Genomic DNA, 26,441 nt, shown 5'->3' with positions numbered 1-26,441 from the left:
ATAATCATGAGCTAATGTAACTATAATAATTACACTAATAAGTAACTTACTGACGACAGTTATAAGTAAAGAAGGAGGGTTTTATTGTATTTTGTATATAAAAAATAGAAAAGGAGATATGTAAATGAAAAGGCTACTTGTTATAGGCATCATGTATACAATGTTTTTCCTCATAGGAAATATACACTTACATGCTGATGAACGAACAAATGTAAAAGAAATTACTAGTTTAGAAGAGCCTACTTGGATATTTCAGGCGGGCATAAGTAAGGGTAAATATCACGATCGACAAGATTTAGGATTTATTTTGCAGAGAAATACACCATTAAAGGTAAGACAAACGAATCCTAATTTTAAAGACAAATTAACATTACGTTTATTGTCTAATGACTCTAAAAATGAAAAATCCATACAAGTAGGAAATGAATGGATTACCATTCAAGGTGATACGCCTTTAGTTCCTTTCATAGATACTCCGTATGGTGAAGAGCACGCTGTACTTGAGTACCAACTAGGGAATGAAAGTGCTACTAAACCTCTTCCGATTTATAAACAACAAGGAAGTGTATCTCAATTTTTTAGTACATGGGATCAATTTGATGGAGAGTATGCGTTAATTCAAGGGGAGAGTTTTCAATTATTTGTACCTAAAAAAGATAAAGAGTTAGTAAGATCTTTAAAAGATTTTCAATCGTTGGATGAGTTAATTGCATATTATGAAGATATTTTTGCGATGTATGATTCAATTATTGGTTTAGATGGCTCAACGGTTGAAAATAAAAAAAGTCAAAATCGTTATTTCTTAAAAGCAGATATATCTGGTGCTGGCGGTGCCTATTATGGCGCAAATTGGACAGCCAATAGTACAGATAGTACAAAGATGTGGTTAGATAAACTAAGTTGGGGAACTTTACATGAAATCGCTCATGGATACCAAGCTGGTTTTGATAATCAAGGAATATTTACAGGAGAAGTTTCTAATAATCTATTTGGTGTTCAATATCAATATAGTAAATACGGCAAAAAAGCAGATCAAGTTGGTTGGTTATTTAATTTTGGGAAGAAGGAACAGGTAGAACGGAATTTATACAATGCTTTAATGAAAGAAAATAAAAATTATGATGATTTAGATTTGCGACAAAAACTTATTCTTTTAACGATGGCGAAACAAAAAGCTGGCGATGAAGCTTTTGCAAAAATGTATCAAGGTTATCGAAAACTAGCTAGCAATGCTGCTTTCAAAAAGGGGGATTATTCTTTACCGGATTTAATGAATCAGTATTATAGCGAGAATGTACAAGTTGATTTTACACCCGTTTTTGAAAGATGGGGCTTTAAGCTTAATCATAAACAAATAGAGATGAATAGGGCGAAAGGTTATCCGGCAATTACTTCTTTAGCGTATATAGTGCCTGAATCACAATTAGCTAAGGCGAGAGCTCTAGTTGATCCTGATATTCCGATAAACTCTAACTTTGAAATAGTTACGAATCAGCAAATTGCTTCACTTGGGTTAAAAGGGAATTTGCATATCCATTTAAATACAAATGAAATAGATACATTGAAAGGAAGAAAGATTAAATTAAAAGAAGGGAATACAGTTGTTCAAGAAAAAACAATTGAAACAGCAGATATCAATTTACAAGACGTACCAAATGGGGTTTATACGGTTGAAATTTCAGGTGAGAAAATGGATAGAATGTATCATTTCCGTTCGTATTATGCCTATGTAAAGGAAAAGGATAATAGTCTAACGATTGATGTTAACGAAATGAAAGTGAGCAATTTGGTAAATGAAACGATTCAATTCCTAGGATTAGGAGATGATCAGTTTGCCGAATTAAATACAGACTTAGAGCAAAAGCGGGCTGTTTTTACGGTTACTACTAAAACGCCTCATAGCTATTATACAGATGAAAAATACGCATCAATAGAGGTGTTTAATGAGAAAGGTGAAAAAATTTATACGAAGGAAATGGAAGGGACAAATGTAACGATTGTAAAAGATACTATTCCACTAAAAGAAGGATATAAAATTAAAATCTATCATGATGAAATAAAAAAACGATTAACTAGTAAAGCTACTATTATTAATCCTATGAATAAAACAAATGAATTTATAATGACAAAATGGGGACTGAAAAATACTTATTTAAAAAATAATCCAGAAGAAAATCTTATGAAAAGAATTGATGAAGAAATGGAAGAAATTATAAGTAATCCGGTTTTAAAAGAGATACCAATGCAAAAATTAGAAATGAAAAAGAATGTGTGGATGGCGATAAATATGTTATCAGAACCACAAAAAATAACGTATACAAATAAATATAAAGATAGCTTATATAATGAGTAATTTTTGAGGAATGAAATGAATCTAAAAGTAAAGACGCAATCTATCTATATTATGAGGAATCACAATTCATAAACAGTAGATAAACATAGATAGTTTGAAATATCTATGTTTCCAATTTTGAAAAAACATTTATTTAACTTAATAATAAGATTATAAAGGAGTAAGAATATGAATAATTTCGTAAAGGTAGGTTTAACTACAGGAGTGGTGTTATCGGCGATTATGCCTTATGGAGGAGTACATGCGGCAACAGAAGATTTAAAAGTGGACACAAAGGAGGATACGTTCCGAACAGGTAATTTAACAGCACCTTCTCAAAATTCGGCAGAAAATGTAGCAAAGGATGCACTAAAAGGAAAAACAGAACAAGCATTATCATCAAAGCAAGTTAATACGGAATCCAAAGTTAATTATAATGTTACGCAAAGTCGTAAATCTTATGATGGTACTACATTGGTACGTCTTCAACAAACGTATGAAGGACGTGATGTATACGGATATCAACTAACAGCACATATTAATGATGATGGTGTACTTACGAGCGTTTCGGGGGATAGTGCCCAAGATCTACAACAACAGGAAGATTTGAAACAACCTATTACTTTATCAGAAGAGGATGCAAAGAAACAGCTTTTCAACATCTATGGAAATGATCTTACATTTATTGAAGAACCAGAAATTAAACAAGTAGTATATGTAGATGAAAATACAAATAAAGCTACAAACGCATATCAAATTACTTTTAGTGCATCTACACCTGAATATGTATCTGGTACAGTATTAATTGATGCTTTTGGTGGTAATCTATTAAAAGAACTCGTTCAAAAATTAGGTATACAAGTAGATAGTAGTATTGTCCAATCTGCGACAGTAAATAAATCACAAGATCCTTCAAAATTAACAGGTACAGGAAAAGATGACTTAGGTATTAATCGTACGTTTGGAATTACGCAGCGAAGTGATGGAACGTACATGCTTGCAGATTATTCTCGTGGTAAGGGAATTGAAACATATACTGCTAATTATAAAGATTATAATAATTATAGAAGAAATGTATGGGGTTATCTCGATGATTTAGTAACAAGTAATTCTACAAATTTTACAGATCCTAAAGCAGTTAGTGCCCATTATTTAGCAACGAAAGTATATGATTTTTATCAAGAAAAATATGGCCGTAACAGCTTTGATAATAACGGACAAAAAGTAATTTCTGTCGTTCATGGTTGGAACACAAATGGTACGAATAAAGGGAATCCTAAGCAGTGGTTTAATGCATTTAGTAATGGGGCTATGCTGGTATATGGAGATCCAATTGTTAGAGCATTTGATGTGGCAGGACATGAATTTACACACGCGGTTACAAGAAATGAGTCTGGACTTGAGTACGCAGGAGAAGCTGGTGCAATTAATGAAGCGTTATCTGATATTTTAGGAGTAGCAGTTGAAAAGTATGCAAATAACGGAAAGTTCAATTGGACAATGGGAGAACAATCTGGTCGTATTTTTAGAGATATGAAAAACCCATCATCTATCTCTTCTAGATATCCGGAGGACTATAGACATTATAATAACTTACCTATTGATGCTGACCACGATCATGGTGGTGTACACACGAACTCTAGCATTATTAATAAAGTAGCTTACTTGATTGCTAGTGGTGGAAACCATAATGGAGTAAACGTACATGGCATTGGAGAAGATAAAATGTTTGATATTTTCTATTATGCAAATACGGATGAATTAAATATGACTTCTAACTTTAAAGAATTAAAAGAAGCTTGTATTCGTGTAGCAACGAACTTATATGGTAAAGACTCATTAGAAGTACAAGCTGTCCAACAAGCCTTTAAAGCAGCTTATATTTAATAATATTGCGATGAATTATAAACCCTTTTATTTTAATATAGTGATTAATTTGTGTGTATAGGCAAAAACCTTGTAGAATTTTTCTGCAAGGTTTTTTTAGAATTTTATTTTACAAATGTGTTATATGGTTTTTAGTTAATTAGGATAAAAATAATCCTATAACTGTATGTAAGAATGTGTGATTTTACAACCTTTTCTATGATAAAAAAAGATACTACTTTAGCAAATATAAGGAGTTAGAAATTATAGTTTATAGGGCACTTTTTTGTTCCTATGGAACTTTAAAGTGCGTAATTTTCTTTATCGTTAATATATATCATAATGGTATTTATTAGTTGGTTTTAGCTTTACTCTGCTGTTGATGTGATTTTTTAACATGACAATGATTAGAATCAGAATTATCGAGTAGATCTAAATGATAATAATTTCGATTTTTAATTCCGTACAGAGTCCAATAGCTACATAATTTTCATTTATACTCTTTCGAAAAAAGGGTGGATCTGCTTATTTTCTGTTAAAGATAAGAGAAGTGAACCACAATATAAACGTAATTATTTATTCCAACGTAAGTCAATCATGTAGCACATGAATTTGGAGGGATCTATATGCATATGCAATTAAAAGGAAAAACAGCACTGGTTACTGGATCTACGGCAGGGATTGGAAAAGCAATTGCCACTTCATTAGTAGCGGAAGGAGCTACTGTACTTATTAATGGACGCCGTGAAGAAAATGTTAATCAAACGATAAACGAAATTCGAGCGCAGTATCCGGATGCTATTCTTCAACCTGTAGTAGCTGATTTAGGAACAGAACAAGGGTGCCAAAATGTGATTGAAAAGTACCCTGAAGTAGACATTCTTATTAACAACTTAGGGATTTTTGAACCTGTAGAATATTTTGATATCCCTGATGAAGATTGGTTTAAATTGTTTGAAGTCAATATTATGAGTGGTGTTCGACTTACTCGCTCGTACTTGAAAAAAATGATTGAAAGAAAAGAAGGAAGAGTCATCTTTATTGCTAGCGAAGCAGCTATTATGCCATCTCAAGAAATGGCTCACTATAGTGCGACTAAAACGATGCAACTCTCACTTTCTCGCAGTTTAGCTGAGCTGACGACAGGAACGAATGTGACTGTTAATACTATAATGCCTGGTTCGACTTTAACGGAAGGAGTGGAGACTATGTTAAATAGTCTTTATCCTAATGAGCAATTGACAATAGAAGAAGCTGAGAAGCGATTTATGAAAGAGAATCGACCAACCTCTATTATTCAAAGACTTATTCGACCAGAAGAAATTGCCAATCTTGTCACGTTCTTAAGCAGCCCACTTTCTTCAGCAATTAATGGTTCCGCGTTGCGAATAGACGGGGGATTAGTACGTAGTGTGTTTTAAAAAATTAAAAACAACATAATATTCTGTTGAAGGTAAAGATGGTAAGGCAAATGAGTTGTATTTTATCTATTAATGGAAATATATAAAAAGCAAATTGCGACATGCAAACAGCCGAATTTTCTACTATAAGAAAAATTCGGCTGTTCTTTTTTTACTTGTTGTAAAGGATGGAAAGCTTTTAAGATTGTGGCACGCCTCTTAAGACAAAGATAAGGCGAAGCAATCCCGCTGTTATTTGTATTATTTAGTGAAAGTTACCAAACGTTTTTCAACACTATTTTCCCAATTGCTTTATTTGACTCCAAATATTCATGTGCTTGTGCAACTTCATCAAACGTAAAAAGTTTAGAATCTAGCAATGGTCGAAGGTGTCCTTCTTCTACTATTTGCGTTAGTTTAGTTAAAATTTCCCCGCAAGCGTCACGTTTATCTGTATGTAATATTTTTAACGCCATAAAAGTAACGTGCAGAGAGAGTCCTTTTGCGTGTAAAGGAGAGAGGTCATGGGTTGAACGAGCTGCAATTGTTACGACAGTTCCGTTGACCGCAGCAGCTTCAAAAGAATGATCAAGATTCTTGCCGCCTACTGTATCAAATATAACTTCAAATCCGTTTCCGTTCGTATGTTTTTGTACATATTCTTGAACAGATTCTTCTTTATAATTAATAGCTATGTCGGCTCCTAGACGATGGGCGATGTCTATTTTGCTTTGCTGAGAAGCGGTTGTAAAAACTTTAGCGCCTGCCCATTTAGCTAGTTGAATGGCTACGTGTCCTACGCCACCAGTAGCTCCATGAATGAGAATATTTTGACCAGGTTTAATATTTGCACGATCAAATAAAGATTCCCAAGCTGTAATTGCAACTAATGGTAGAGCAGCAGCTGCTTCCATTGTTAAATTTTTAGGTTTGTGAGCAATTAATCGTGCATCAGCAAGCATAAATTCTGCAAGTGCACCTCCAGTTTCTTTAAAACCTCCGGCACATCCGTATACTTCATCCCCACATTTAAATTTCGAAACACCTTCTCCTACTTCAATAACAATACCAGCTACATCGCCGTGTAATATAGCTGGAAACTCAGGAGCGACTGCTGAAACGGCACCACTACGCATTTTTGTATCGATTGGATTTACACTTGTTGCTTTTACATCGATTAGAACATGACCTGGTAAAAGTTTTGGTTTTGAAACTTCTTCTAATTGAAATACAGATGAACCCCCAAAAGAATGGATAATTTGTGCTTTCATAGTTTATACCTCCTGTTTGTGGTTATAGCATAGCAAAGTACGAAAAATAAGTATAATATTTTGAATTTGGTTAGTAACAATTTTATATAAAGAAAGGGAAAGTACGTGAAATAATGAAACGTATTTGCAAAAGCAACAGTAAAGCTTTTTGAAGAAAGGGTAGATGTTATTTTTGCAGCATGATTTATTATTACTCACTTAGTATAGGTACTTTAAAGTGCCTACATCACTTTAAAGTACGTACTGTTATTCATGTTATGGCCGATTTATAATAACACTCGTAGCACAAAGAAAGTTATAACGATTACAATCGGCAACAATGTGGTGTTGCAGTGTTGCTTATAAATTTTGAGAAGAAATATGAAAAGTATAGGTTTATATGAATGAGGGAAAGTGAGTGAAACACATGGAAAAGTTTGCGAATCATTTTGGATATAATCGTATGTTTGCGAAAGATCAACTTACGTTAGGAGTTCACATTCCGATTGAAAATTATCAGTTTCATGCTCCAACGATGGAAAAACAAGTAGAGTTAGTACAAAAAGCGGAACAATACGGTTTTACAGGTGTATGGCTTCGCGATGTATTGCTGCAAGACCCTGATTTTGGTGATCCTGCAACAGGTCAAATTTACGATATGATGATTTATTTGACGTATTTAGCAAGCAAGACAGAGAAAATCGCATTTGGAACGTCGGCAACAGTGTTGTCACTTCGTCATCCATTGCGTGTAGCAAAAGAAATTGCTACATTAGATCAACTATTTCCAGAAAGAATTATGCTTGGCGTTTCATCCGGTGACAGACGTGCCGATTTCAAAGCGTTAGGTGTTAGTCATGAAACACGAGGTGAAAAGTTTAGAGAAGCATTTGCTTACTTGGAAGAAATTTTGTATAAAAACTTCCCGTCTATCCAGTCGACACTAGGAGAAGTTCATGGTGCGAATTTAGTTCCAAAACCGTCTAAACGTGTTCCAACCTTTATTACAGGTTTTAGTCAGCAAAATATGGAATGGTTTGCTGAACATGGAGATGGATGGATGTATTATCCACGTAGTCCGGTGCATCAGGCGGGAGCAATTGGACAATGGAGAGAACTAGTAGAGGATTATCATCCAGCTGTATTCAAACCATTTATCCAACCGATGCATTTAGATTTATCTGAAGATCCAAATGAACGTCCTACACCGATACGTTTAGGTTACCGTACAGGGCGTAAGGCACTAATTGAATTACTTGATATATATAAAAGTATTGGTGTGAATCATTTATTCCTTGCTCTATTTGATGGTCAACGTCCAGCTGACGAAGTATTGGATGAGCTAGGAGAAGAAGTGCTACCGCATTTCCCAGCCTTGTAAAGGAGTGAAAAGAATGAAAGCAATAGGACTTATGCAATATGGAGATAAAAGTGTACTACAAGAGATTGAAATGCAGACACCGCTATTGGAAGACAACGATGTACTGATTGAAGTATATGCAGCTGGTGTAAATCCTGTGGATTGGAAAATACGTGAGGGTTTACTTCAAGACGTAATTTCTTATGACTTCCCGCTCGTTTTAGGATGGGATGTTGCAGGTGTAGTTGCTGCTATAGGAAAAAACGTAACAGTATGTAAAGTGGGGGATGAAGTATATAGTCGTCCAGATATTGAACGAAATGGTACGTATGCAGAGTACGTGGCAGTAGATGAGAAGTATGTAGCGAAAAAACCGAGAAATCTATCTTTTGAGGAAGCGGCATCAATCCCTCTAGTAGGTTTGACAAGTTGGCAAAGTTTAGTGAAATTCGCTAATGTTCAAAAGGGTAATAAGGTTTTAATTCATGCTGGATCTGGCGGGATAGGTACGTTTGCTATTCAACTAGCGAAAAGTTTCGGTGCACATGTTGCAACTACGACTAGTACGAAAAACATGCAATTTGTAAAGGATCTAGGCGCTGATACTGTCGTCGATTACAAAACGGAAGACTTTTCTTTGCTTTTGCATAATTACAATATTGTATTTGATGTGTTAGGTGGGGATGTACTAAAGAATAGTTATAAAGTACTTGCACCAAATGGAAAGTTAGCGTCTATTTATGGTCCGAAAGGTATGAAAATTCCGCAAACCGAGATATCAAGAGAGAAAAATATTGAGAGTGACCATATATTTACTGAACCTAACGGATATGAACTTTCTCTTATTACAGAATTAATTGAGAGCGGGAAGATTAAACCTGTTGTCACGCATGTGTTGCCTTTACATGTAGAAGGTGTAAAAAAAGCACACCACATAAGTGAGTCAGAACGTGCTCTTGGGAAAATTGTATTGAAGAAACATTGGTAAAGTATGAGGTTTTAGAGACAGTATTGTGCTAAGTAGCGAATGAACTTATATATTCTATTCTAGCAATTGTTTTAAAAGGGAGAGAACAAATGGATTCAATGACATTTCTTTTACCCCGCATTAACAGGCAGTAAGACCCCCACCTCAAAATTCAGCGATATCATAGAAGTTAGGTGGGGGCAACTGCCTGTAAAAGCCCGATTGGTTCAACTAATAATCAGTGGGGATGAACAAAACCCCCACTGATTAAAGTTTCACTTTATCCGGAGCGACAGGGGATTTAGCGAAACGCAAAATTTATCCTGCTTTATATAAGCTATTTAGTAATCAAAATATACCACAATCTATTTCGATTATCGGTATCGGCAGAAGGGTAATGTCAGATGTGGAATTTCAAACAAAGGTAGAACAATCCCTTGCTACATTTTCTAGAAGATCTACTGATGATGAATTAGGAGTAGAAGAATTTATTAGCACATTTCGTTATTGTCAATTAAATACAGCGAATATAGAGGACTATCAAGATTTGTTGCGTCTTGTAAAGAGGCGTGAAACAGAATTAAACATTCCTGAAAACCGCATGTTTTACCTATCTGTTATACCAGAAGTATTTGATGTCATTGCTTTAAATATTAAGGAAAGTGGATTGTGGGCTACAAAAGGATTGAACCGTCTTATTATAGAGAAGCCTTTTGGTTATCATGTAACGTCTGCTCGTGAGTTTAAAGGAAAAATGATTGAAGATTTTGATGAAACTGACATTTTTTATATCAATCATTATCTTTGAAAATGAATGGTAATTAGGAATACACTTAGAAAAGCATTACGAAATAAATAGTATGTAATGCAAGACATTTTTATTGACGATAATAATTTATATGGTTAATATACTAGACATAAGATTATTTAATTACTAAAAGTAATCGAATATACATTTGTTTGTTGAGTTCGATAAATAAGTAATCTGTGGTAGAAGTGCTTTGAATTGCCACTATTAATATTGGGGACAATTAGAAAGCGAAAGGTATAAAAGGAATTGGAATTTGATAACTCTTTGTTTTTTTTATAAAAACTGGGGCTTCTGTACAATTCATTTTTAAAATATTGACAAGGATTATACAACAAGAGGGGGACTGAAATTGGAATCAATGACCTTTGTTTTATTTGGAGCGACAGGGGACTTAGCGAAACGCAAAATTTACCCCGCACTATATAACTTATATAGAGATCAAAAGCTTCCAAAGCAAATATCCGTTATCGGGCTTGGGAGACGTCAAGTATCTCATGTGGATTTTCAAGAAAGAATAAAAGAATCAATAGAGACGTTTTCCCGTCATAGAGAAGAAGGTACTCCAGAACTCGAAGTTTTTTTAGATAACTTTCGCTATTGTCCATTAGATGTGAGTAAGCCGGAAGACTATGAGAGATTATTACAAGTCGTTCGTGAAAGGGAAGAAGAACTACATATAAAAGGTAATAGAATGTTCTATCTTTCAGTTGCTCCTGAATTTTTCGAGACGATTGCTTTAAATATTAAGGAAAGCGGACTTGATAAAACAGATGGATGGAAACGCCTGATGATTGAGAAACCGTTTGGGCACGACCTTGCATCTGCTCGTGAGCTGAATGATAAGCTTAGTCGCACGTTTGAAGAAGACGAGATATACCGTATTGATCATTATTTAGGTAAACCGATGATTCAAAACCTTGAAGCGCTAGAATTTGCAAATCCTGTTCTCCAGTCGATTTGGAATAAAGAACATATAGCGAATGTACAAATCACAGCTAGTGAAACAGTTGGGGTTGAAGAAAGGGCAGGATATTATGACCAGGCAGGAGCCATTCGAGATATGGTTCAAAATCATATGTTACAAATATTAATGATGACTGCTATGAATCTGCCGGAAAAGGTTAATGCATGTGAAATTCGAGAGGAAAAGCGAAAGGTAATGGAGACGCTTCGTAAAGTGAAAAAAGAAGACGTTCAAAACCATATCGTTCGCGGTCAATACGTTTCAGGAGAAATAAAAGGCGGACAAGTTGTAGCGTATAAAGAGGAGCCAGGAGTAAATCCTTCTTCTAACATAGACACATTTGTTGCTGCTCGCCTGTGGATCGATAATCCATTTTGGACTGGCGTTCCATTTTATATACGAACAGGTAAACGAATGAAAGAAAAGTCTACTCGTATTGTAATCGAATTTAAAAATACGTTAAAACAGCAATATCAAGATAGTAATCCAAATGCAGCACCTAACTTATTAATAATTGAAATTAGTCCAGGTGAGAACGTTTCATTACAGTTAAATAGTAAAAATCCATTGAAAAATGGAGAAATTGAACCGATGCGTATTAACTTTACTTGTGAGCAAGCGGATGTGGGAGTACCTGAAGCGTATGAAAGACTCATTCATGATGCGGTGAGTGGAGACGCTACATTCTTTGCACATTGGAGAGAAGTTGAATTGTCATGGGAATGGGTACAACCAATTCTTGAAGCATTCGAGGAGAACTTATTACCACTTCATGAATATGAGTCTGGTTCATATGGTCCAGATGCGTCTAATGAATTATTGCAAGAAAGTGGATTTAAATGGTGGTTAGATCAAGAGACGGAAAAATAAGTACTTTCTTTCATGAAAGCATGTAGGGGGACGATTACTATGACACAAAACATAAATCAATTAGCAGTGAATACAATTCGTACATTATCAATTGATGCTATTAATGCGGCAAACTCAGGTCATCCAGGTCTTCCGATGGGAGCAGCACCAATGGCTTATGCATTATGGGCGAATCATTTAAATTACAATCCTAATCACCCAGAATGGTTTAACCGTGATCGTTTCGTTTTATCGGCGGGACATGGATCTAGTCTGTTATATAGCCTACTTCATTTAGCTGGATATGACGTTTCAATTGATGACTTGAAAAACTTCAGAAAGTTAAATAGTAAAACACCAGGACATCCTGAGTTTGGTCATACTCCTGGAGTTGAAGCGACGACAGGCCCGTTAGGACAAGGGATTGCTAATGCTGTCGGAATGGCAATGGCAGAAGCTCATTTAGCAGCGAAGTTCAATAAGGATGGTCACTCTATTATAGATCACAATACGTATGCTTTAGTCGGAGATGGTGACTTAATGGAGGGTGTCGCTTATGAAGCGATGTCAATGGCAGGACATATGAAACTTGGCAAGTTAATTGTACTGTATGATTCAAATGAAATTTCACTTGATGGTGAATTAGGCATTGCTTTCTCTGAAGATATTGAGAAAAGGGCAGAATCTGTACATTGGCAATATGTAAGAGTTGAAGATGGAAACGATGTCGATGCTATTACAAAAGCTATTCAATCAGCGAAAGAAAATACGGATCAACCTACTCTTATAGAAATTAGAACCATTATAGGTTATGGAAGTCCAAAAGTTGCTGGAACGAACAAAGCACATGGTAATCCGCTTGGAGTAGAAGAGGCAACAGCGACAAAACAAGTGTATGGTTGGGGTTATGAGGAAGATTTCTTTGTACCTGAAGAAGTAAAAGCTCATTTTAATGAACTGAAACAAAAAGGTATTGAAAAAGAAAATGACTGGAATGAGCAGTTCAATTCATACAGAGAGTCGAACCCTGCACTAGCAGATGAATTAGAAAAAGCGATTACAGGTGATGTTTTAATTGAAGCGAAAGACATTCTATCCTTTGATATTGAAAAAACGATTTCCACTCGTGTTGCAAGTGGGGAAGCTATTAATCATTATGTGAAATCGATTCCTTCTATTTTCGGTGGAAGTGCAGATCTTTCTCATTCCACTATGACAGATATAAAAGGTGAAGCTGTGTACGCGGTAGAATCGTATGCTGGACGAAATATATACTTCGGTGTACGTGAACATGCAATGGGCGCGGCAGCAAATGGACTGGCTCTCCATGGAGGAGTAAAACCTTTCGTAAGTACATTCTTTGTATTTAATGATTACCTTCGTCCATCGATTCGACTGGCTGCACTGCAAAATTTACCTGTTACTTACGTATTTACACATGATTCGATTGCTGTAGGAGAAGATGGTCCAACGCATGAACCAATTGAACAATTGGCAGCGCTTCGAGCAATTCCTGGTCTAACAGTTATCCGTCCGTCAGATGCAAATGAAACAGCAAGTGCTTGGGCGTATGCTTTACAGCAAACGGATGGTCCAGTCGTTTTAGTATTGAGCCGTCAAAATTTACCGGTGTTTAATGAAACGAAAGCGAACATAGAGAATCTCTCTAAAGGAGCTTACGTATTAACACAAACGAATGAAAATCCGGATGTAATTTTAATTGCGACAGGTTCTGAAGTATCCTTAGCTACTAGTGCGAAAGCAAAATTAGAAGAAGATCAAGTTTCTGTTCGCATCGTTGCAATGCCGAGCTGGGAGTTATTCGATCGCCAATCGAACGAATATAAAGAATCCGTTCTTCCGTCTTCTATAACGAAACGAGTATCTCTTGAAATGGGTGTATCTCTAGGTTGGGAACGTTATGTAGGACAAGAAGGAAAAGTACTATCAATTGAAACATTTGGAGCTTCAGGAACTGGAGCTGAAGTCATGAATCTATTTGGATTTACGACAGAAAATGTTGTTCAAATTACAAAAAATGTGTTGAATTCTTAAGCTATGACTGTGAATACCTTTCTGTACATACTAACATTTCAGTGCTGAAAGGTATTCCAGATTGTAGTGATATGAATTTTTAATAAAAGATGATTTGAGGAGGAATTATATTATGCAAGTAGGATTAATTGGGTTAGGTAAAATGGGATTAAATTTAGGGAAAAATTTAATGGATCATAAACATGAAGTAGTAGCATTTGATTTAAATACGAGCGCAGTAGAAGAAATGAAAGAGTATGGGGCAACGGGTACATCTAGTTTAAGTGAACTTGTTCAGTCATTACAATCACCAAGAATTCTTTGGGTAATGGTACCACACGCTGTTGTTGATTCTGTTATTGATGAGGTTACACCACTTTTATCAAAAGGAGATATTCTAATTGAAGCTGGTAATTCACATTATAAAGAGTCTATCCGCCGATATGAGCAATTAAAGGAAGATGGCATTCACTTTATGGATGCAGGAACTTCTGGTGGAATGGAAGGCGCTCGTAATGGTGCTTGTTACATGATCGGAGGAGATCAAGAAGCTTGGGACATCGTTGAACCTATCTTCCGCGATACTGCTGTAGAAAATGGATTCTTATATGCTGGAAAAGCTGGTAGTGGTCACTTCTTAAAAATGGTTCATAACGGAATTGAATACGGTATGATGGCTGCTATTGGTGAAGGATTTGAGATTCTAGAGAAAAGTGAATTTGACTACGATTATGAAAAAGTATCAAGAGTATGGAACAACGGTTCAGTCATTCGTTCTTGGTTAATGGAATTAACAGAAAATGCATTTTCTAAAGATGCAAAACTGGATGAAATTAAGGGTGTTATGCATTCTTCTGGTGAAGGAAAATGGACAGTAGAAACAGCATTAGACCTTCAAACAGCAACTCCTGTTATCGCAATGTCTCTATTAATGCGCTACCGCTCATTAGACAATGATACATTTACAGGAAAAGTTGTAGCAGCTCTGCGCAATGAATTTGGCGGACATGCAGTAGAAAAGAAATAAAGTGAAACTTTAATAAGTAGGGGCTTTATTCCACATCAATCGGGCTTTTACGGGATAAGCATATTAAACATGTAACTCATCAACGTTTAAAAACTGGAGGGAATTGATCATGAAATTTTTTATTGATACTGCAAATCTTGAGGACATAAAAAAAGCATATAAACTTGGAGTTTTAGCTGGTGTTACAACGAATCCTTCTTTAGTAGCAAAAGAGGGCGTTAAGTTTGAAGACCGTATCGCAGAAATTTGTCAGGCAGTACCTAAAGTTGAGTCTGTTTCGGCAGAAGTAACGCCAGATGCTGTTACAGCTGAAGAAATGATTGTTCAAGCAGAAGAATTAATTAAAATTAACGGTGGCGATAAAAACGTCACGATAAAACTTCCAATGACGCTAGCAGGATTAGAAGCTTGTCGCTATCTTACTGAAAAAGGTGTGAAAACGAACGTTACACTTATTTTCACTGTGAACCAAGCACTTTTAGCTGCTCGAGCAGGTGCAACGTATGTTTCTCCATTTTTAGGACGCTTAGATGATATTTCTGAAGATGGTGTACTATTAGTTGCTAAAATTGCTGAATTATTCGATGTTCATCAATTAGATACACAAATTATTGCGGCTTCTGTCAGACATCCAGATCATGTAACTCGTGTAGCGATGGCAGGTGCTCACATTGCAACAATCCCTTATAAAGTAATCGAGCAACTTGCTATGCACCCATTAACAGATCAAGGTATTGAGAAGTTTGCTGCGGATTGGGCGAAAGCTCCTAAATTATAATGTATAAAAGTGAAGGGGCTTGCTGAAAATTGCTTTTCATGAGAGGACAAATTCTAAGTAACTTCATCGTTTAAACTGGATCCCGAGTTTGTAGTCTTACTATGTGAAAACAGCAAGAGAAGAAAGCGTCATTCACTTTTAAAAAAGGAAAATTTGCTTACGCGAAGCGTTTATCACAATGACATTATAATTATGAAAGAGAAATCCCCTTATCAGAGAGATGAGTTAAAGTATATCTCTGATAAGGGAGATTCTTTTTGTATAAATCATTATGATGTGAGGATGCTTTTAAGTGCATATCAATATGTAAAGCTATCTTTTACTCAAGTAAGAACTATATAGGTTCTTTTCATTATATAGCATTTTTGAAAGGGTTTACATAAAGGGGGATTAAGTATGAATATGTACCTTTTAATGATTACATTATTATCAATTGTAATTGTTATTTTAGGGGTTTCGTGGTGGAGATGGCATGCGTTTATTAGTTTAACGGTTGCAAGTTTGTTTTTAGCAATTATGTCTGGAATGCCAATGGATAAAATAGTGAGTGCTTATGAAACGGGAGTTGGGAGTGTTCTCGGGCATTTAGTAGGTATTTTAGTTTTAGGTACAATTTTAGGGAAAATGATGGCAGAGTCAGGTGCTGGAATGCAAGTGGCAGAGTTCTTTATTAAATCCTTTGGGATAAAAAACTTACCGTGGGCTATGTTAATTGCAGGTTTTATTATTGGAATTCCGGTGTTTTTTGAAGTAGGTATTTTAATATTGTTGCCGTTAGTAATTTCAATTCATAAAACTACGAAACAAAATATTTTATTGATAGCGTTACCAGCAATTGCTGGGCTATCTGTCGTACATGGCCTAGTTCCTCCGCATCCAGGGGCAATCGTTGCAATTGGTATTTATAAAGCGAACCTTGGGAAGGTACTATTGTATTCACTCATTATTACATTTTTTGCAGCGATTATTGCAGGTCCTATATTCGCTAAATGGATTCACAAACGTGTAATTCCTGAAAATGAGCCAGAATTGATTCGTGTAAATACAAAATCAACGAAATTACCAGGAATAGGAGTTTCATTTTTAGTCATATTGTTACCAGTTATGTTAATGGTTTTAGCTGCAGCGGCTCCTTATGTTCCACTTTCTACTACTTTGATGAAGATTATCACATTAATCGGTAGTCCTATCATTGCGTTATTGATTGCATGTTTTGCAGCGTTTTATTTTCTTGGATTTCGTCAAGGTATCGATAAAAAGGCTATTAAGAAGGTAACAGAAGATAGCTTATTACCAATCGGTTCAATTGTTGCGATTATTGGTGCCGGCGGGGGATTTAAGCAAATTCTTATCGATAGTGGTGTAGGCAATGCTATTGCTCAAATGTCTGAGCATTTAGCTCTATCTCCAATTGTATTAGCATTTATAGTAGCAGGACTAATTCGAATTGCGACAGGGTCAGCGACAGTCGCTTTAACAACAGCAGCAGGCATCGTTTCACCAATCATTGAAAATACGACAGGTGTGAATTTAGAGTTGCTCGTCATTGCAACAGGTGCAGGAGCATTAATGTTTTCACACGTAAACGATGCTGGGTTCTGGATGGTAAAAGAATACTTAGGTTTAACAGTGAAAGAAACATTTAAAACATGGACGGTATTAGAAACGTTACTTTCATTTATCGCTTTTGGAGGAGTTTTACTACTCGATATGTTTGTTTAAAATAAGGATATTTTTATATCAATTAAGAGAGACAACTTTAGCACATAACGTTATGAACAGATAAAATAAATATATTTTTATGGTTCTTATATGATTAGGATACTGTAGGGATTTTTGTTAGGAGGAAGAAATGGTGAGCACAAAATATATGATTGGTGTAGACATTGGGACAACTAGTACAAAATCGGTTCTATTTTCTACTGATGGGTCTGTTATTGCAAGTCATGGAATTGAATATCCTTTATATTCTCCTACACCTGAAATAGCAGAACAAGACCCAGAAGAAATTTTTCGTGCAGTAATAAATACGATTAAAGAAACTGTACAGTCAAGTAGTGTACAGCCGAATGATATTCTTTGTGTCTCTTTTAGTTCGGCAATGCATAGTATCATTGCTGTAGATGAGAAGGGAAAACCGTTAACGAGATGTATCACTTGGGCAGATAATAGAAGTGCAAGCTGGGCAGAGAAAATAAAGAATGATATGAATGGTCATGAAATTTATTTGCGTACTGGGACACCAATTCATCCGATGTCGCCACTTTCGAAATTAGTTTGGTTACAGAATGAACAGGCAGAATTGTTCGCAAAAAGTTATAAATTTATTTCTATTAAAGAGTATGTTTTTTATAAGTTATATAAGGATTATGTAATTGATTATTCTATAGCATCAGCAACAGGGATGTTTAATTTGAAATCTTTAAAATGGGATGAAGAGGCTTTACATGTTGCGGGAATTACAGATGACAAGCTTTCTAAACTCGTTCCAACAACGCACAGTTTAACCGGATTAGATGAAGAGCTTGCCAAAGAGATGAATGTACTTGTTTCTACGCCTTTTGTAGTAGGAGCGAGTGATGGAGTCCTATCCAATTTAGGTGTAAATGCAATTGATCCTGGTGTTGTTGCTGTGACAATTGGTACAAGCGGTGCGATACGTGCTGTAACAAATCGTCCTGTAACAGATCCAAAAGGTAGAATTTTTTGTTACGCCTTAACTGAAGATCATTGGGTAATTGGTGGACCAGTTAATAACGGTGGTATGATTTTCAGATGGGCTCGTGACCAATTGGGTACTTCAGAGATTGAGCTTGCGAAGCGTTTAGGGAAAGATCCATATGAAGTGCTTACTGAAATAGCAGCAAAAGTGAGTCCGGGGTCCGACGGTTTATTATTTCACCCGTATTTAGCAGGAGAAAGAGCTCCTTTATGGAATGCAAATGCGCGAGGATCTTTCTTTGGACTTGGATTGCATCATAAGAAAGAACATCTGATCCGTGCTGTTTTAGAAGGAGTAATTTATAATTTATACACCGTTCTTCTTGCTTTAAAAGAGCTAATTGGTGAACCGAAAAAAATTCAAGCGACAGGTGGTTTTGCAAGATCGGAACTTTGGAGACAGATGATGGCAGATATTTTCCATCAAGACGTATATGTTCCGGAAAGTTTTGAAAGCTCTTGCTTAGGAGCTGCAATCCTCGGTTTATATAGTTTAGGTGAAGTAGATACGTTGCATGTAGTTTCTGAAATGGTAGGTGCGAATTTCCATCATGAACCAAACATGGAAAGTGTGGAAAAATATAAAGATTTAACACCAATCTATATTCGTCTGTCTCGTCAATTGGAAGAAGAATATGAAAGTATAGCAGCGTACCAAAAAAAGTGGGTTTAAAAGCTAGTTACCAAGAAAGTATGGTAACGTATAAAGAGGTACTCCGATTTTTTAGGATACTCTTTCAACATAAAATATTTTAAGAAGTATGATGAATGAAAAATATAGGGAGAGAGGGTTATGAAAATGAAGAATAACAAAGAGTTTATCGGATATGTTGGAACATACACGAAAGAAAATAGTGAAGGAATATATAAGTTTACTTTAGACACGGAAGCAAAAAAAATTAGTAATGTAACACTTGCCGCTAAGTTGGATAACCCTACATATGTAACGATTAATCGAAATAATGAATATCTCTATTCCGTTGTTAAGGAAGGCGAATCTGGCGGTGTAGCTGCATATTCCATGGATAGTCATACTGGAGAACTAAAAGCGAAAAATAGACAAGTAGTAGAAGGGGCTTCTCCTTGTCATATTAGTGTTGATAGTGGAAATCATACAGTAGTTACAGCAAATTACCATAAAGGAACGATTGAGTCTTTTGAAGTAAATGAAGAAAATGGAACTGTAAATCCTGCTGCATCTATTATGACACATGAAGGTTCAGGTCCGAATAAAGAAAGACAAGAAAAACCACATGCACATTACGCGGGATATACTCCTGATGAAAAATATGTAGTGGGCGTTGATTTAGGGATAGATAAAATAATTACGTATGAAGTAAAAGATAGTATATTAACAGAAGTGAATCGTTTATCTGTAAATCCAGGAAGTGGTCCAAGACATATTACTTTTCATCCGAATGGAAAGTATGCGTATGTAATGACGGAGCTTAGTTCAGAGGTTATTGTGTTAACATATAATCCTACAGAAGGATCCTTTACAGAACTACAGTATATTTCTACTGTTCCAGAAGAGTTTGATGAAAATAATCAAGGAAGTGCGATTCATATTTCTTCTGACGGCTGTTTTGTATATGCAGGTAATCGTGGTCATAATAGTATCGCTGTTTATAGCGTAGATCAAAATTCAGGTCAGCTTACATTTGTTGAACATACATCTACAGAAGGAAATTGGCCAAGAGACTTTGTATTAGATCCTACTGAAAAGTTCCTTGTTGCTACAAATGAAAAGTCACATAATCTTGTGTTATTTTCAAGAGATGAATCTACAGGTAAGTTAACACTTTTACAATCTGATGTTGTTGTGCCAGAGCCTGTTTGTGTGAAGTTTTTAAATATATAATTTCAGATGCCTAAACAAAAGCAAAGCGATATCGCTTTGCTTTTTATTGTTTCTTTTTCGGCCTACGTACTAATTCGCCGCCGCAGTTTGGACAAACGTTATGTCTTTCTTCTGTACATGGTGCGCAAAATGTACATTCATATACACAAATGTATGCTTCAGAATCTTGTTCGAGCGATTGATCGCAAATTTGACAGTTTGTTTTCATTTCTAGTGCCATAATAAGTCTCCTTTTTAGTTAGAAAATTTATAATTTAATTATAATTCATTAAATAGAAATAGTCCTTTTCAATTGAAAGGAAATCGAATGATAAATTTATGAATTGAAACGAAAGATGCTGGTTTATTTTAAAATTGATTATTTATTACAGTTGGAATATTATGAAATAGTCAAAAGACAACAGGGGGTATAGATTTTGACTAATCATAACGATCATTTAAAAGCAAACTGCGAAAAATGTTTCGGTCTATGTTGCGTTGCATTACCGTTTGCAGCATCGGTAGATTTTGCAGTGAATAAAGATGGTGGTAAACCATGTTCCAACTTACAATCAGATTTTAAATGTAGTATACATAAAAATCTTAGAGGAAAAGGTTATAAAGGTTGTACAGTATTTGAATGTTTCGGTGCTGGGCAGAAGATTTCTCAGGGTACGTTTAAAGGGATTGATTGGAGGGAAGATGCAAAGCATGCAAGAAAAATGTACGATGCTTTTCCGGTTATGCATCAACTTCATGAAATGCTTTGGTATTTGAATGAAGCGATTCTTTTAAAGGCAACACAGCCAATTCATAAAGAGCTGGAGACCGCAATTGAGGAGACAGAGCGACTTTCGAATTTAAATCCAGATGAGTTAATGAAAATAAATGTTCCAATGCATAGGGCAGAGGTGAACATTCTTCTTTTAGAAACGAGCGAATTAGTATGGAAGGAAATGAATACTGCGCGTAAGAAACGAATCATTCACCGCGGAGCAGACCTTATGGGAGCGAATCTGAAAAAGAAAAATTTACAAGGTGCAAATTTAAGAGGAGCTTACTTAATTGCGGCTAACTTAAATGGTGCAGATTTAAGAGGAGCAGATCTCATCGGAGCAGATTTGCGAGATGCAGATATTCGCGGGGCTGATTTTACTAATAGTATTTTTCTGACGCAAGTTCAAGTTAATGCTGCTAGAGGGGACAAACATACGAAATTACCGAAATTATTGTCTCGTCCATCGCATTGGAGTGCGTAAAGAGTGAGGAGTATTTAGTGTGGATATATTTCAGTATTTAGAAGAGATGCAAGAGGATGTCTTTTCGTTAGCAGTAGAGCAAATAGAAGCGAAGTATTATGATATTTGTTGCATGTTGGCGTCTACAGAATATGCAGAACGAATTAAAGTAATTGATGTAGAGTCATATAAGGTAAGTATTCGAGTAGGTTTGGATGCAGCTGTAGAAATGGCTACTAATGAAGAAGCAAAAGCGATTTATTTTGAGTATGACCTTGATAACGAGTGGACTAGTCAGTTTTATATTTGTGAGGAGTATGCTCCACTTGAAGAAGAGGATGATGATTGGGCTTCTGAATGGACATATGATGTTGAGGGACCGGAGTCTGTAGAATTAGCGGATATGTATAATGAAAATGGCTTTGACGCAAGTGAAAAAGCAATTGGTATCACTTTATATTTAATTGCTAAAACGCTGTGTAGTTTTATAAGTGTACGTAGTGAAGTGCAAAATAATATACCGATTTGTATTGGTTTTCACGACCAAGATCCAATAATGCGAACAGGCAGAGACTAAGAATCTCTGCCTGCTTTTTATTTCTTTTCAAAAGTAGTAATTAAAACGCTACATATAATAAGAATACCACCAATAAAAAAGTTACTATTTAATGTTTCATTTAATAAGAGCCAACCAAGTAACGATCCAACGATAGGTTGGAAGAAGAAAAATAAGGAACCTATGCTTGCATCCAGTAATTCTAATCCTTTATTCCAAAGGAAAAAGGCACCTGCTGTTGAGACGATTCCTAAGTATAATACGCCTAATATTACGTACGTATTTACTGTTCCGATAGAGGCCGCTTGTAGCTCCCATATCATAAAAGGTGTAATAAAAAAGAGTGAAAAGAAAATTGCGTACGTTGTAATAACTAAGGATGAAAATTGGATTGAAGCGATTTTTACATAAATAGATAGTAAAGCCCACGTAATAGCGGCTCCAACTAAAATGATTGTTCCAATAAAATAGGAGCCAATTTCAATATCCCATCCGATTACGATAATGACACCGATTGTCGCTATTATAGTAGATAAAAGTCTACGAGCAGTTAGTTTTTCTTTCAAAATGAGCGCTGCAAATATAACCATAAATGCAGGTGTAGCTGATGTAACTAACGAGCCTGTATGAGCGTCGGATAATTTTGTTCCGATAAATTGGCATGTGATTGAAATGAAATAGCCGATAAATCCAATCCAAGCGAATAGGAGCCAATCTTTTTTGCGAATGGTTACTTTTTTCTTTTGCTTTTTCTCAGCTAGTTTCAAAATGCCATATAAAACAACAAAAGCGATAATAAAGCGTAGCCAAACGAGTGTTAGTGGTGGAATGAAATCGAGTACGTATTTGCTAACAACATACATACCGCCCCATATACTTGCTGCTAGTGATAAGCATATAGCTCCTAAAATTGTTTGTTTCATTTGAAGTACCTCCGTCTATTTTTAGGGTAATATGAGTTCCCTAAGACGAGGCATAGTGTATGTGTTATAAGCCCGTCTTAGTTTATAGACGGCCTACAGGTTGATCGTTTTCGAATGAAGTGTTGTAGTACATGAGTGCATTCCTCCTCTTTAAGTTATAATGATATTATAACTTAATTTTCTGATTATTGGAGGTTGTTATGAAATATATCGTTATAAAATCACATGTTAGCAATTATCCTAATCCAATTCGCTTAGAAGAGGGGGATGTAGTGAAAATGATAGAGAGTTACGCTGGTCCGGAAAACTGGGAAAACTGGATGTTTTGTCACGAAGAGAAGTATAACCGGAAAGGATGGGTTCCGGAGCAAATTATAAGAAAAGATATGAATGGAACAGGAATTATTATAAAACAATATACTGCGAAAGAATTAAATGTGAATATTGGAGAAAGATTGATCGGATTAGAAGAATTGAATGAATGGGTTTGGTGCGAAGGAAGAGATGGTGAGAAGGGCTGGGTACCAAAGGAAAACTTACAAAAATATTAATAATAATATTTGATCAATAATTAGGAAACATATTTTTGCTTATGAGTATATTGGTTGTAGGATAAAAAGTAGATTAATAGAGAAAGAGGAGGAGATTATTATAACTACAACCGTTATTTCACATTTTTACAATGAAGAGTATTTATTGCCATGGTGGCTTATGCATCATACGAAACTTTTTGATCATGGTATTTTAATTAATAAAGGTTCAACAGATCGTTCCGTTGAGATTTGTAAAAAATTCGCACCGCATTGGGAGGTGCGAGATTCTGTAAATCCAGAGTTTGATGCATATGCGACAGATCATGAAGTGATGAGGATAGAACAAGAAGTACAAGGATGGAAAATGATTTTAAATACGACTGAGTTTCTTTGCGTGCAAGATAAAAATCAGTTTTGGAAATCGCTAAATGAATTGGGGGGGAGGATGTATTGGCTGGACGGGCTTATTATGGTTGATGATCCTAACTACAACTATCCTGACCTTAACTTTGGAATACCTTTAATGAAACAGCGATTTCATGGTTATTTACCAGAAGATTGGCCGTTATGGAGAAGAGGTAGATTTATTCATAATCATGAGCATGGAAGTTATACGGTTGGAAGACATTTATCTGCGCATGAATCGATGATTTATCCACCTCTTGCTTGTATATTATGGTTTGGATTTAGTCCGTGGAACGATGTGATGAGAAAGAGAAAGTTACAAATTGGTCCGACTCTTTCTGAAGCTAGTAAGCATGGGGGAATGGGGACGCACCATATTATTACGCCGGAAAGATTAGAAGAATGGTATAAGGAATTAGCGAGAGGAACGAAGGATTTACGTTTTAGTGACGTATATCGTTATGTTTTTGTATAAATGATTTCCACCATAAAATTGTTTCTTCTATTCCTGTATTTAAATCGTATGTTGGTTTCCAGTTTACTTCAGTTTTTAAACGTTCTACACTAACGCCGACGAATAAAGGTTCATCCTTAGAGAAAGGAATCGCGTCTAGTTTAATTAAATGTTCTTTTCCTATCTTTTTAGCGATGATAGAAGCTAGTTCTTTAATTTGTACAGATTGACCTGAAGCGATATTGATGGTGCCTGTAACGCCATGTTCTAATACTGTTACGAGAGCGTCAGCGACGTCACTCACATGGAGGAAATCTCTCGATTGTTTTCCATGTGTACATAGTGCTTCCTCATTTTTTAATAAGGAAGTGATAATGTTAGAAACGAGCCGATTACCTTGTTCGTGAGGTCCATACATATGAAAAATGCGGCCCCAACACATGCTGAGGCCTGTTTGTTGTGCATACGTTTCTAGCCAGGAGTGCAGTGCATTTTTACATAAAGAATACGGGGTTTTATAGGAAAGGAGCGGTGAATCTTCAAATAATACGCCGTTAAACCATTCGTATTCTGCGCCAGTACCTGCAACGACAACACGCTTTCCACCGCATATTGTGAAGTGTTGAATCAATGAAATACTAGACTTTAGCCAATAGTAATTATTAATAGATATATAGCATGCTGGTGGCACTGCTTCCCAAGCAAGGTGAATGAGATGGCTAGGCTGAACATCCGAAATGAATTGTTTTACTTCGTCATCGCGAAGCAAGTTTACTTTATGCCAATGGCAAGGGAGGTGAGAGGGGTTATTTTTATTATACGTGGCGTGCACTTCATATCCCTTTTGTATAAGTGAATGTACAACATATTTACCTATCCAGCCACTACCACCTGTTACAACAACTTTCTTCATGGCTCGATCACCTCAACTTCTGGAACCGTCACTAAAAATTTACCGCCCCATTCACGAATGAAAGAGCATTCTTTCATAATTTCGTCTTTCAAATTCCAAGGAAGTATGAAAATGTAATCCGGTTTTGTACGTTTAATTTCTGCTGGAGATTTTACTGGAATACGAGTTCCTGGTAAAAGGAGATTTTGTTTGTGAGGATTTTTATCTACTGTATAAGCTAGAAATTCTTTACCTATCCCGCAATAATTCAAAAGGGTGTTTCCTTTAGCTGGAGCACCGTAACCGATAATTTGTTTGTTTAAAACTTTCGCTTCAATAAAAAACTTTAAAATATTTATTTTCAATTGTTCGATGCGTTTAGAAAAAAGGAGATAGTAATCTAAAGTATCTAACCCATGATCGACTTCTTTTTGAATTAATTTTGTAACATTGGAATGGATAGTTGATTGGGCACTTAGATGGTTTACAAAAATCCGTAAGGAACCACCATGCGTTGAAAGTTCTTCTACATCAATAATTTTTAAATGATGATAACTTAAAACTTTTTGAAGGCTTATAAGTGAGAAGTAGGAGAAGTGTTCATGGTAGATGGTATCAAATTGGTTAAAGGATATAAGGTTTAATAAGTGTGGGAATTCAATTGTTATCGTGCCATCACGTTTTAATAGTGTTTTTAAACCAGCGACAAAATCATGCAAGTTCGGAACGTGTGCTAATACGTTATTTGCGACGATTAAATCAGCTTGTGGCAATTTTTTTGCTAAGTCATTACTGAAAAAATTTACATGAGTAGGAATTCCTTTTTTGATAGCAATTTCTGCTACGTTTTTCGCGGGTTCAATTCCCAATGTCTCGATATTTTCTTTTTTAAAGTATTGTAATAAGTACCCATCGTTACTTGCGATTTCAATCACTTTTGAATGTTTCGTTAAGTTGAAACGCTTAATCGCCATTTCTACGTATTGTTTAGCGTGTAGTAGCCAACTTGAGGAGTAAGAGCTGAAGTATAAATAGTTATGAAAAATATTTTGTGGGGATTCAAATTCATCTAGCTGTACGAGTAAACAAGAGTTACAAACAAATGTGTGCAGCGGATAAAAAGGTTCCATTTTATATGAGCTTTCAGGAGCTACAAATGAATTAGCAAGAGGGGAAACGCCCAAATCTAAAAAAGTGTTGGTTAGTAATGAGTGGCAAAAACGGCATTTTTTCTGTTCCAT

General features: G+C 35.7%; 22 protein-coding genes. 17 read left to right on the top strand and 5 right to left on the bottom strand.

The features are described from left to right. Positions 1–124 precede the first annotated feature (124 nt). From M1D73_RS17325 to M1D73_RS17315, 3 genes are all read left to right on the top strand, one after another. Positions 125–2,353, top strand: coding sequence for a putative mucin/carbohydrate-binding domain-containing protein (locus tag M1D73_RS17325; RefSeq protein WP_121868234.1), 2,229 nt, complete (start codon positions 125–127; stop codon positions 2,351–2,353). Positions 2,354–2,521: 168 nt separating this feature from the next. Further along, positions 2,522–4,219, top strand: a complete 1,698-nt coding sequence (locus tag M1D73_RS17320; RefSeq protein ID WP_121868235.1) for a M4 family metallopeptidase — start codon at positions 2,522–2,524, stop codon at positions 4,217–4,219. Between the two features lie 605 nt (positions 4,220–4,824). Continuing rightward, entirely contained in the window at positions 4,825–5,619 is a 795-nt protein-coding gene (locus tag M1D73_RS17315; protein WP_000551092.1) for an SDR family NAD(P)-dependent oxidoreductase, read from the top strand. A 254-nt stretch (positions 5,620–5,873) separates the two neighbouring features. Here the strand turns inward: M1D73_RS17315 and M1D73_RS17310 are convergent, their stop codons facing one another. After that, positions 5,874–6,869 carry a zinc-dependent alcohol dehydrogenase family protein gene (locus M1D73_RS17310; RefSeq protein ID WP_000647269.1) on the bottom strand — a complete coding sequence of 332 codons (996 nt, stop codon included), beginning with the start codon at positions 6,867–6,869 and terminating at the stop codon, positions 5,874–5,876. Positions 6,870–7,275: 406 nt separating this feature from the next. Here M1D73_RS17310 and M1D73_RS17305 point away from each other — a divergent pair, with 406 nt between their 5' ends. From M1D73_RS17305 to M1D73_RS17260, 10 genes are all read left to right on the top strand, one after another. After that, on the top strand, positions 7,276–8,229 hold the full coding sequence (locus M1D73_RS17305) for an LLM class oxidoreductase (protein WP_000410336.1): 954 nt from the start codon (positions 7,276–7,278) through the stop codon (positions 8,227–8,229). A 13-nt stretch (positions 8,230–8,242) separates the two neighbouring features. Further along, the gene (locus M1D73_RS17300) at positions 8,243–9,196 is read left to right on the top strand and encodes an NADP-dependent oxidoreductase (RefSeq protein ID WP_000643793.1); all 954 of its coding nucleotides are present in this window, start codon (positions 8,243–8,245) and stop codon (positions 9,194–9,196) included. A gap of 295 nt (positions 9,197–9,491) precedes the next feature. Continuing rightward, a complete protein-coding gene (locus M1D73_RS17295) occupies positions 9,492–9,983 on the top strand; it encodes a glucose-6-phosphate dehydrogenase (RefSeq protein ID WP_086692860.1) in 492 nt (163 codons plus the stop codon). Between the two features lie 352 nt (positions 9,984–10,335). After that, on the top strand, positions 10,336–11,820 hold the full coding sequence (gene zwf, locus M1D73_RS17290) for a glucose-6-phosphate dehydrogenase (protein ID WP_000445365.1): 1,485 nt from the start codon (positions 10,336–10,338) through the stop codon (positions 11,818–11,820). 39 nt (positions 11,821–11,859) lie between these two features. Next, entirely contained in the window at positions 11,860–13,854 is a 1,995-nt protein-coding gene (tkt, locus tag M1D73_RS17285) for a transketolase (protein WP_000193041.1), read from the top strand. Positions 13,855–13,966: 112 nt separating this feature from the next. Continuing rightward, positions 13,967–14,860 carry a phosphogluconate dehydrogenase (NAD(+)-dependent, decarboxylating) gene (gene gnd / locus M1D73_RS17280; protein ID WP_001195924.1) on the top strand — a complete coding sequence of 298 codons (894 nt, stop codon included), beginning with the start codon at positions 13,967–13,969 and terminating at the stop codon, positions 14,858–14,860. A gap of 109 nt (positions 14,861–14,969) precedes the next feature. Further along, the gene (gene fsa / locus M1D73_RS17275) at positions 14,970–15,638 is read left to right on the top strand and encodes a fructose-6-phosphate aldolase (protein ID WP_121868236.1); all 669 of its coding nucleotides are present in this window, start codon (positions 14,970–14,972) and stop codon (positions 15,636–15,638) included. 396 nt (positions 15,639–16,034) lie between these two features. Beyond that, entirely contained in the window at positions 16,035–17,360 is a 1,326-nt protein-coding gene (gntP, locus tag M1D73_RS17270; RefSeq protein WP_001057631.1) for a gluconate permease GntP, read from the top strand. A gap of 130 nt (positions 17,361–17,490) precedes the next feature. Further along, positions 17,491–19,032 (top strand): gluconokinase, encoded by a 1,542-nt coding sequence (gntK, locus tag M1D73_RS17265; RefSeq protein WP_000255193.1) that lies wholly within the window; start codon positions 17,491–17,493, stop codon positions 19,030–19,032. 120 nt (positions 19,033–19,152) lie between these two features. Continuing rightward, entirely contained in the window at positions 19,153–20,220 is a 1,068-nt protein-coding gene (locus tag M1D73_RS17260; RefSeq protein ID WP_033693186.1) for a lactonase family protein, read from the top strand. A 43-nt stretch (positions 20,221–20,263) separates the two neighbouring features. Here the strand turns inward: M1D73_RS17260 and M1D73_RS17255 are convergent, their stop codons facing one another. After that, positions 20,264–20,440 carry a DUF1272 domain-containing protein gene (locus M1D73_RS17255; protein WP_001162789.1) on the bottom strand — a complete coding sequence of 59 codons (177 nt, stop codon included), beginning with the start codon at positions 20,438–20,440 and terminating at the stop codon, positions 20,264–20,266. 196 nt (positions 20,441–20,636) lie between these two features. On the opposite strand from M1D73_RS17255, the gene M1D73_RS17250 reads away from it, so the two are divergent. Continuing rightward, entirely contained in the window at positions 20,637–21,458 is an 822-nt protein-coding gene (locus M1D73_RS17250) for a pentapeptide repeat-containing protein (protein WP_000181423.1), read from the top strand. A 19-nt stretch (positions 21,459–21,477) separates the two neighbouring features. Further along, entirely contained in the window at positions 21,478–22,014 is a 537-nt protein-coding gene (locus tag M1D73_RS17245; protein WP_016124960.1) for a hypothetical protein, read from the top strand. Positions 22,015–22,031: 17 nt separating this feature from the next. Here the strand turns inward: M1D73_RS17245 and M1D73_RS17240 are convergent, their stop codons facing one another. Then, positions 22,032–22,916 carry a DMT family transporter gene (locus M1D73_RS17240; protein ID WP_000814733.1) on the bottom strand — a complete coding sequence of 295 codons (885 nt, stop codon included), beginning with the start codon at positions 22,914–22,916 and terminating at the stop codon, positions 22,032–22,034. Between the two features lie 200 nt (positions 22,917–23,116). Here M1D73_RS17240 and M1D73_RS17235 point away from each other — a divergent pair, with 200 nt between their 5' ends. Next, entirely contained in the window at positions 23,117–23,467 is a 351-nt protein-coding gene (locus M1D73_RS17235) for an SH3 domain-containing protein (protein WP_000875287.1), read from the top strand. 61 nt (positions 23,468–23,528) lie between these two features. Beyond that, positions 23,529–24,329 (top strand): glycosyltransferase family 2 protein, encoded by an 801-nt coding sequence (locus M1D73_RS17230; protein WP_075678122.1) that lies wholly within the window; start codon positions 23,529–23,531, stop codon positions 24,327–24,329. Here the strand turns inward: M1D73_RS17230 and M1D73_RS17225 are convergent. After that, positions 24,298–25,221, bottom strand: coding sequence for an NAD-dependent epimerase/dehydratase family protein (locus M1D73_RS17225; protein WP_121868237.1), 924 nt, complete (start codon positions 25,219–25,221; stop codon positions 24,298–24,300). The genes M1D73_RS17230 and M1D73_RS17225 overlap by 32 nt on opposite strands. Further along, positions 25,218–26,441 carry a class I SAM-dependent methyltransferase gene (locus tag M1D73_RS17220; protein ID WP_000435778.1) on the bottom strand — a complete coding sequence of 408 codons (1,224 nt, stop codon included), beginning with the start codon at positions 26,439–26,441 and terminating at the stop codon, positions 25,218–25,220. Before M1D73_RS17220 ends, M1D73_RS17225 begins: the two co-directional genes overlap by 4 nt.

The organism is Bacillus sp. PK3-067 (genome assembly GCF_056738645.1).
The sequence above is the reverse complement of the archived record's forward strand: the minus strand, read 5'-3'. Positions and strand labels throughout refer to the sequence as shown.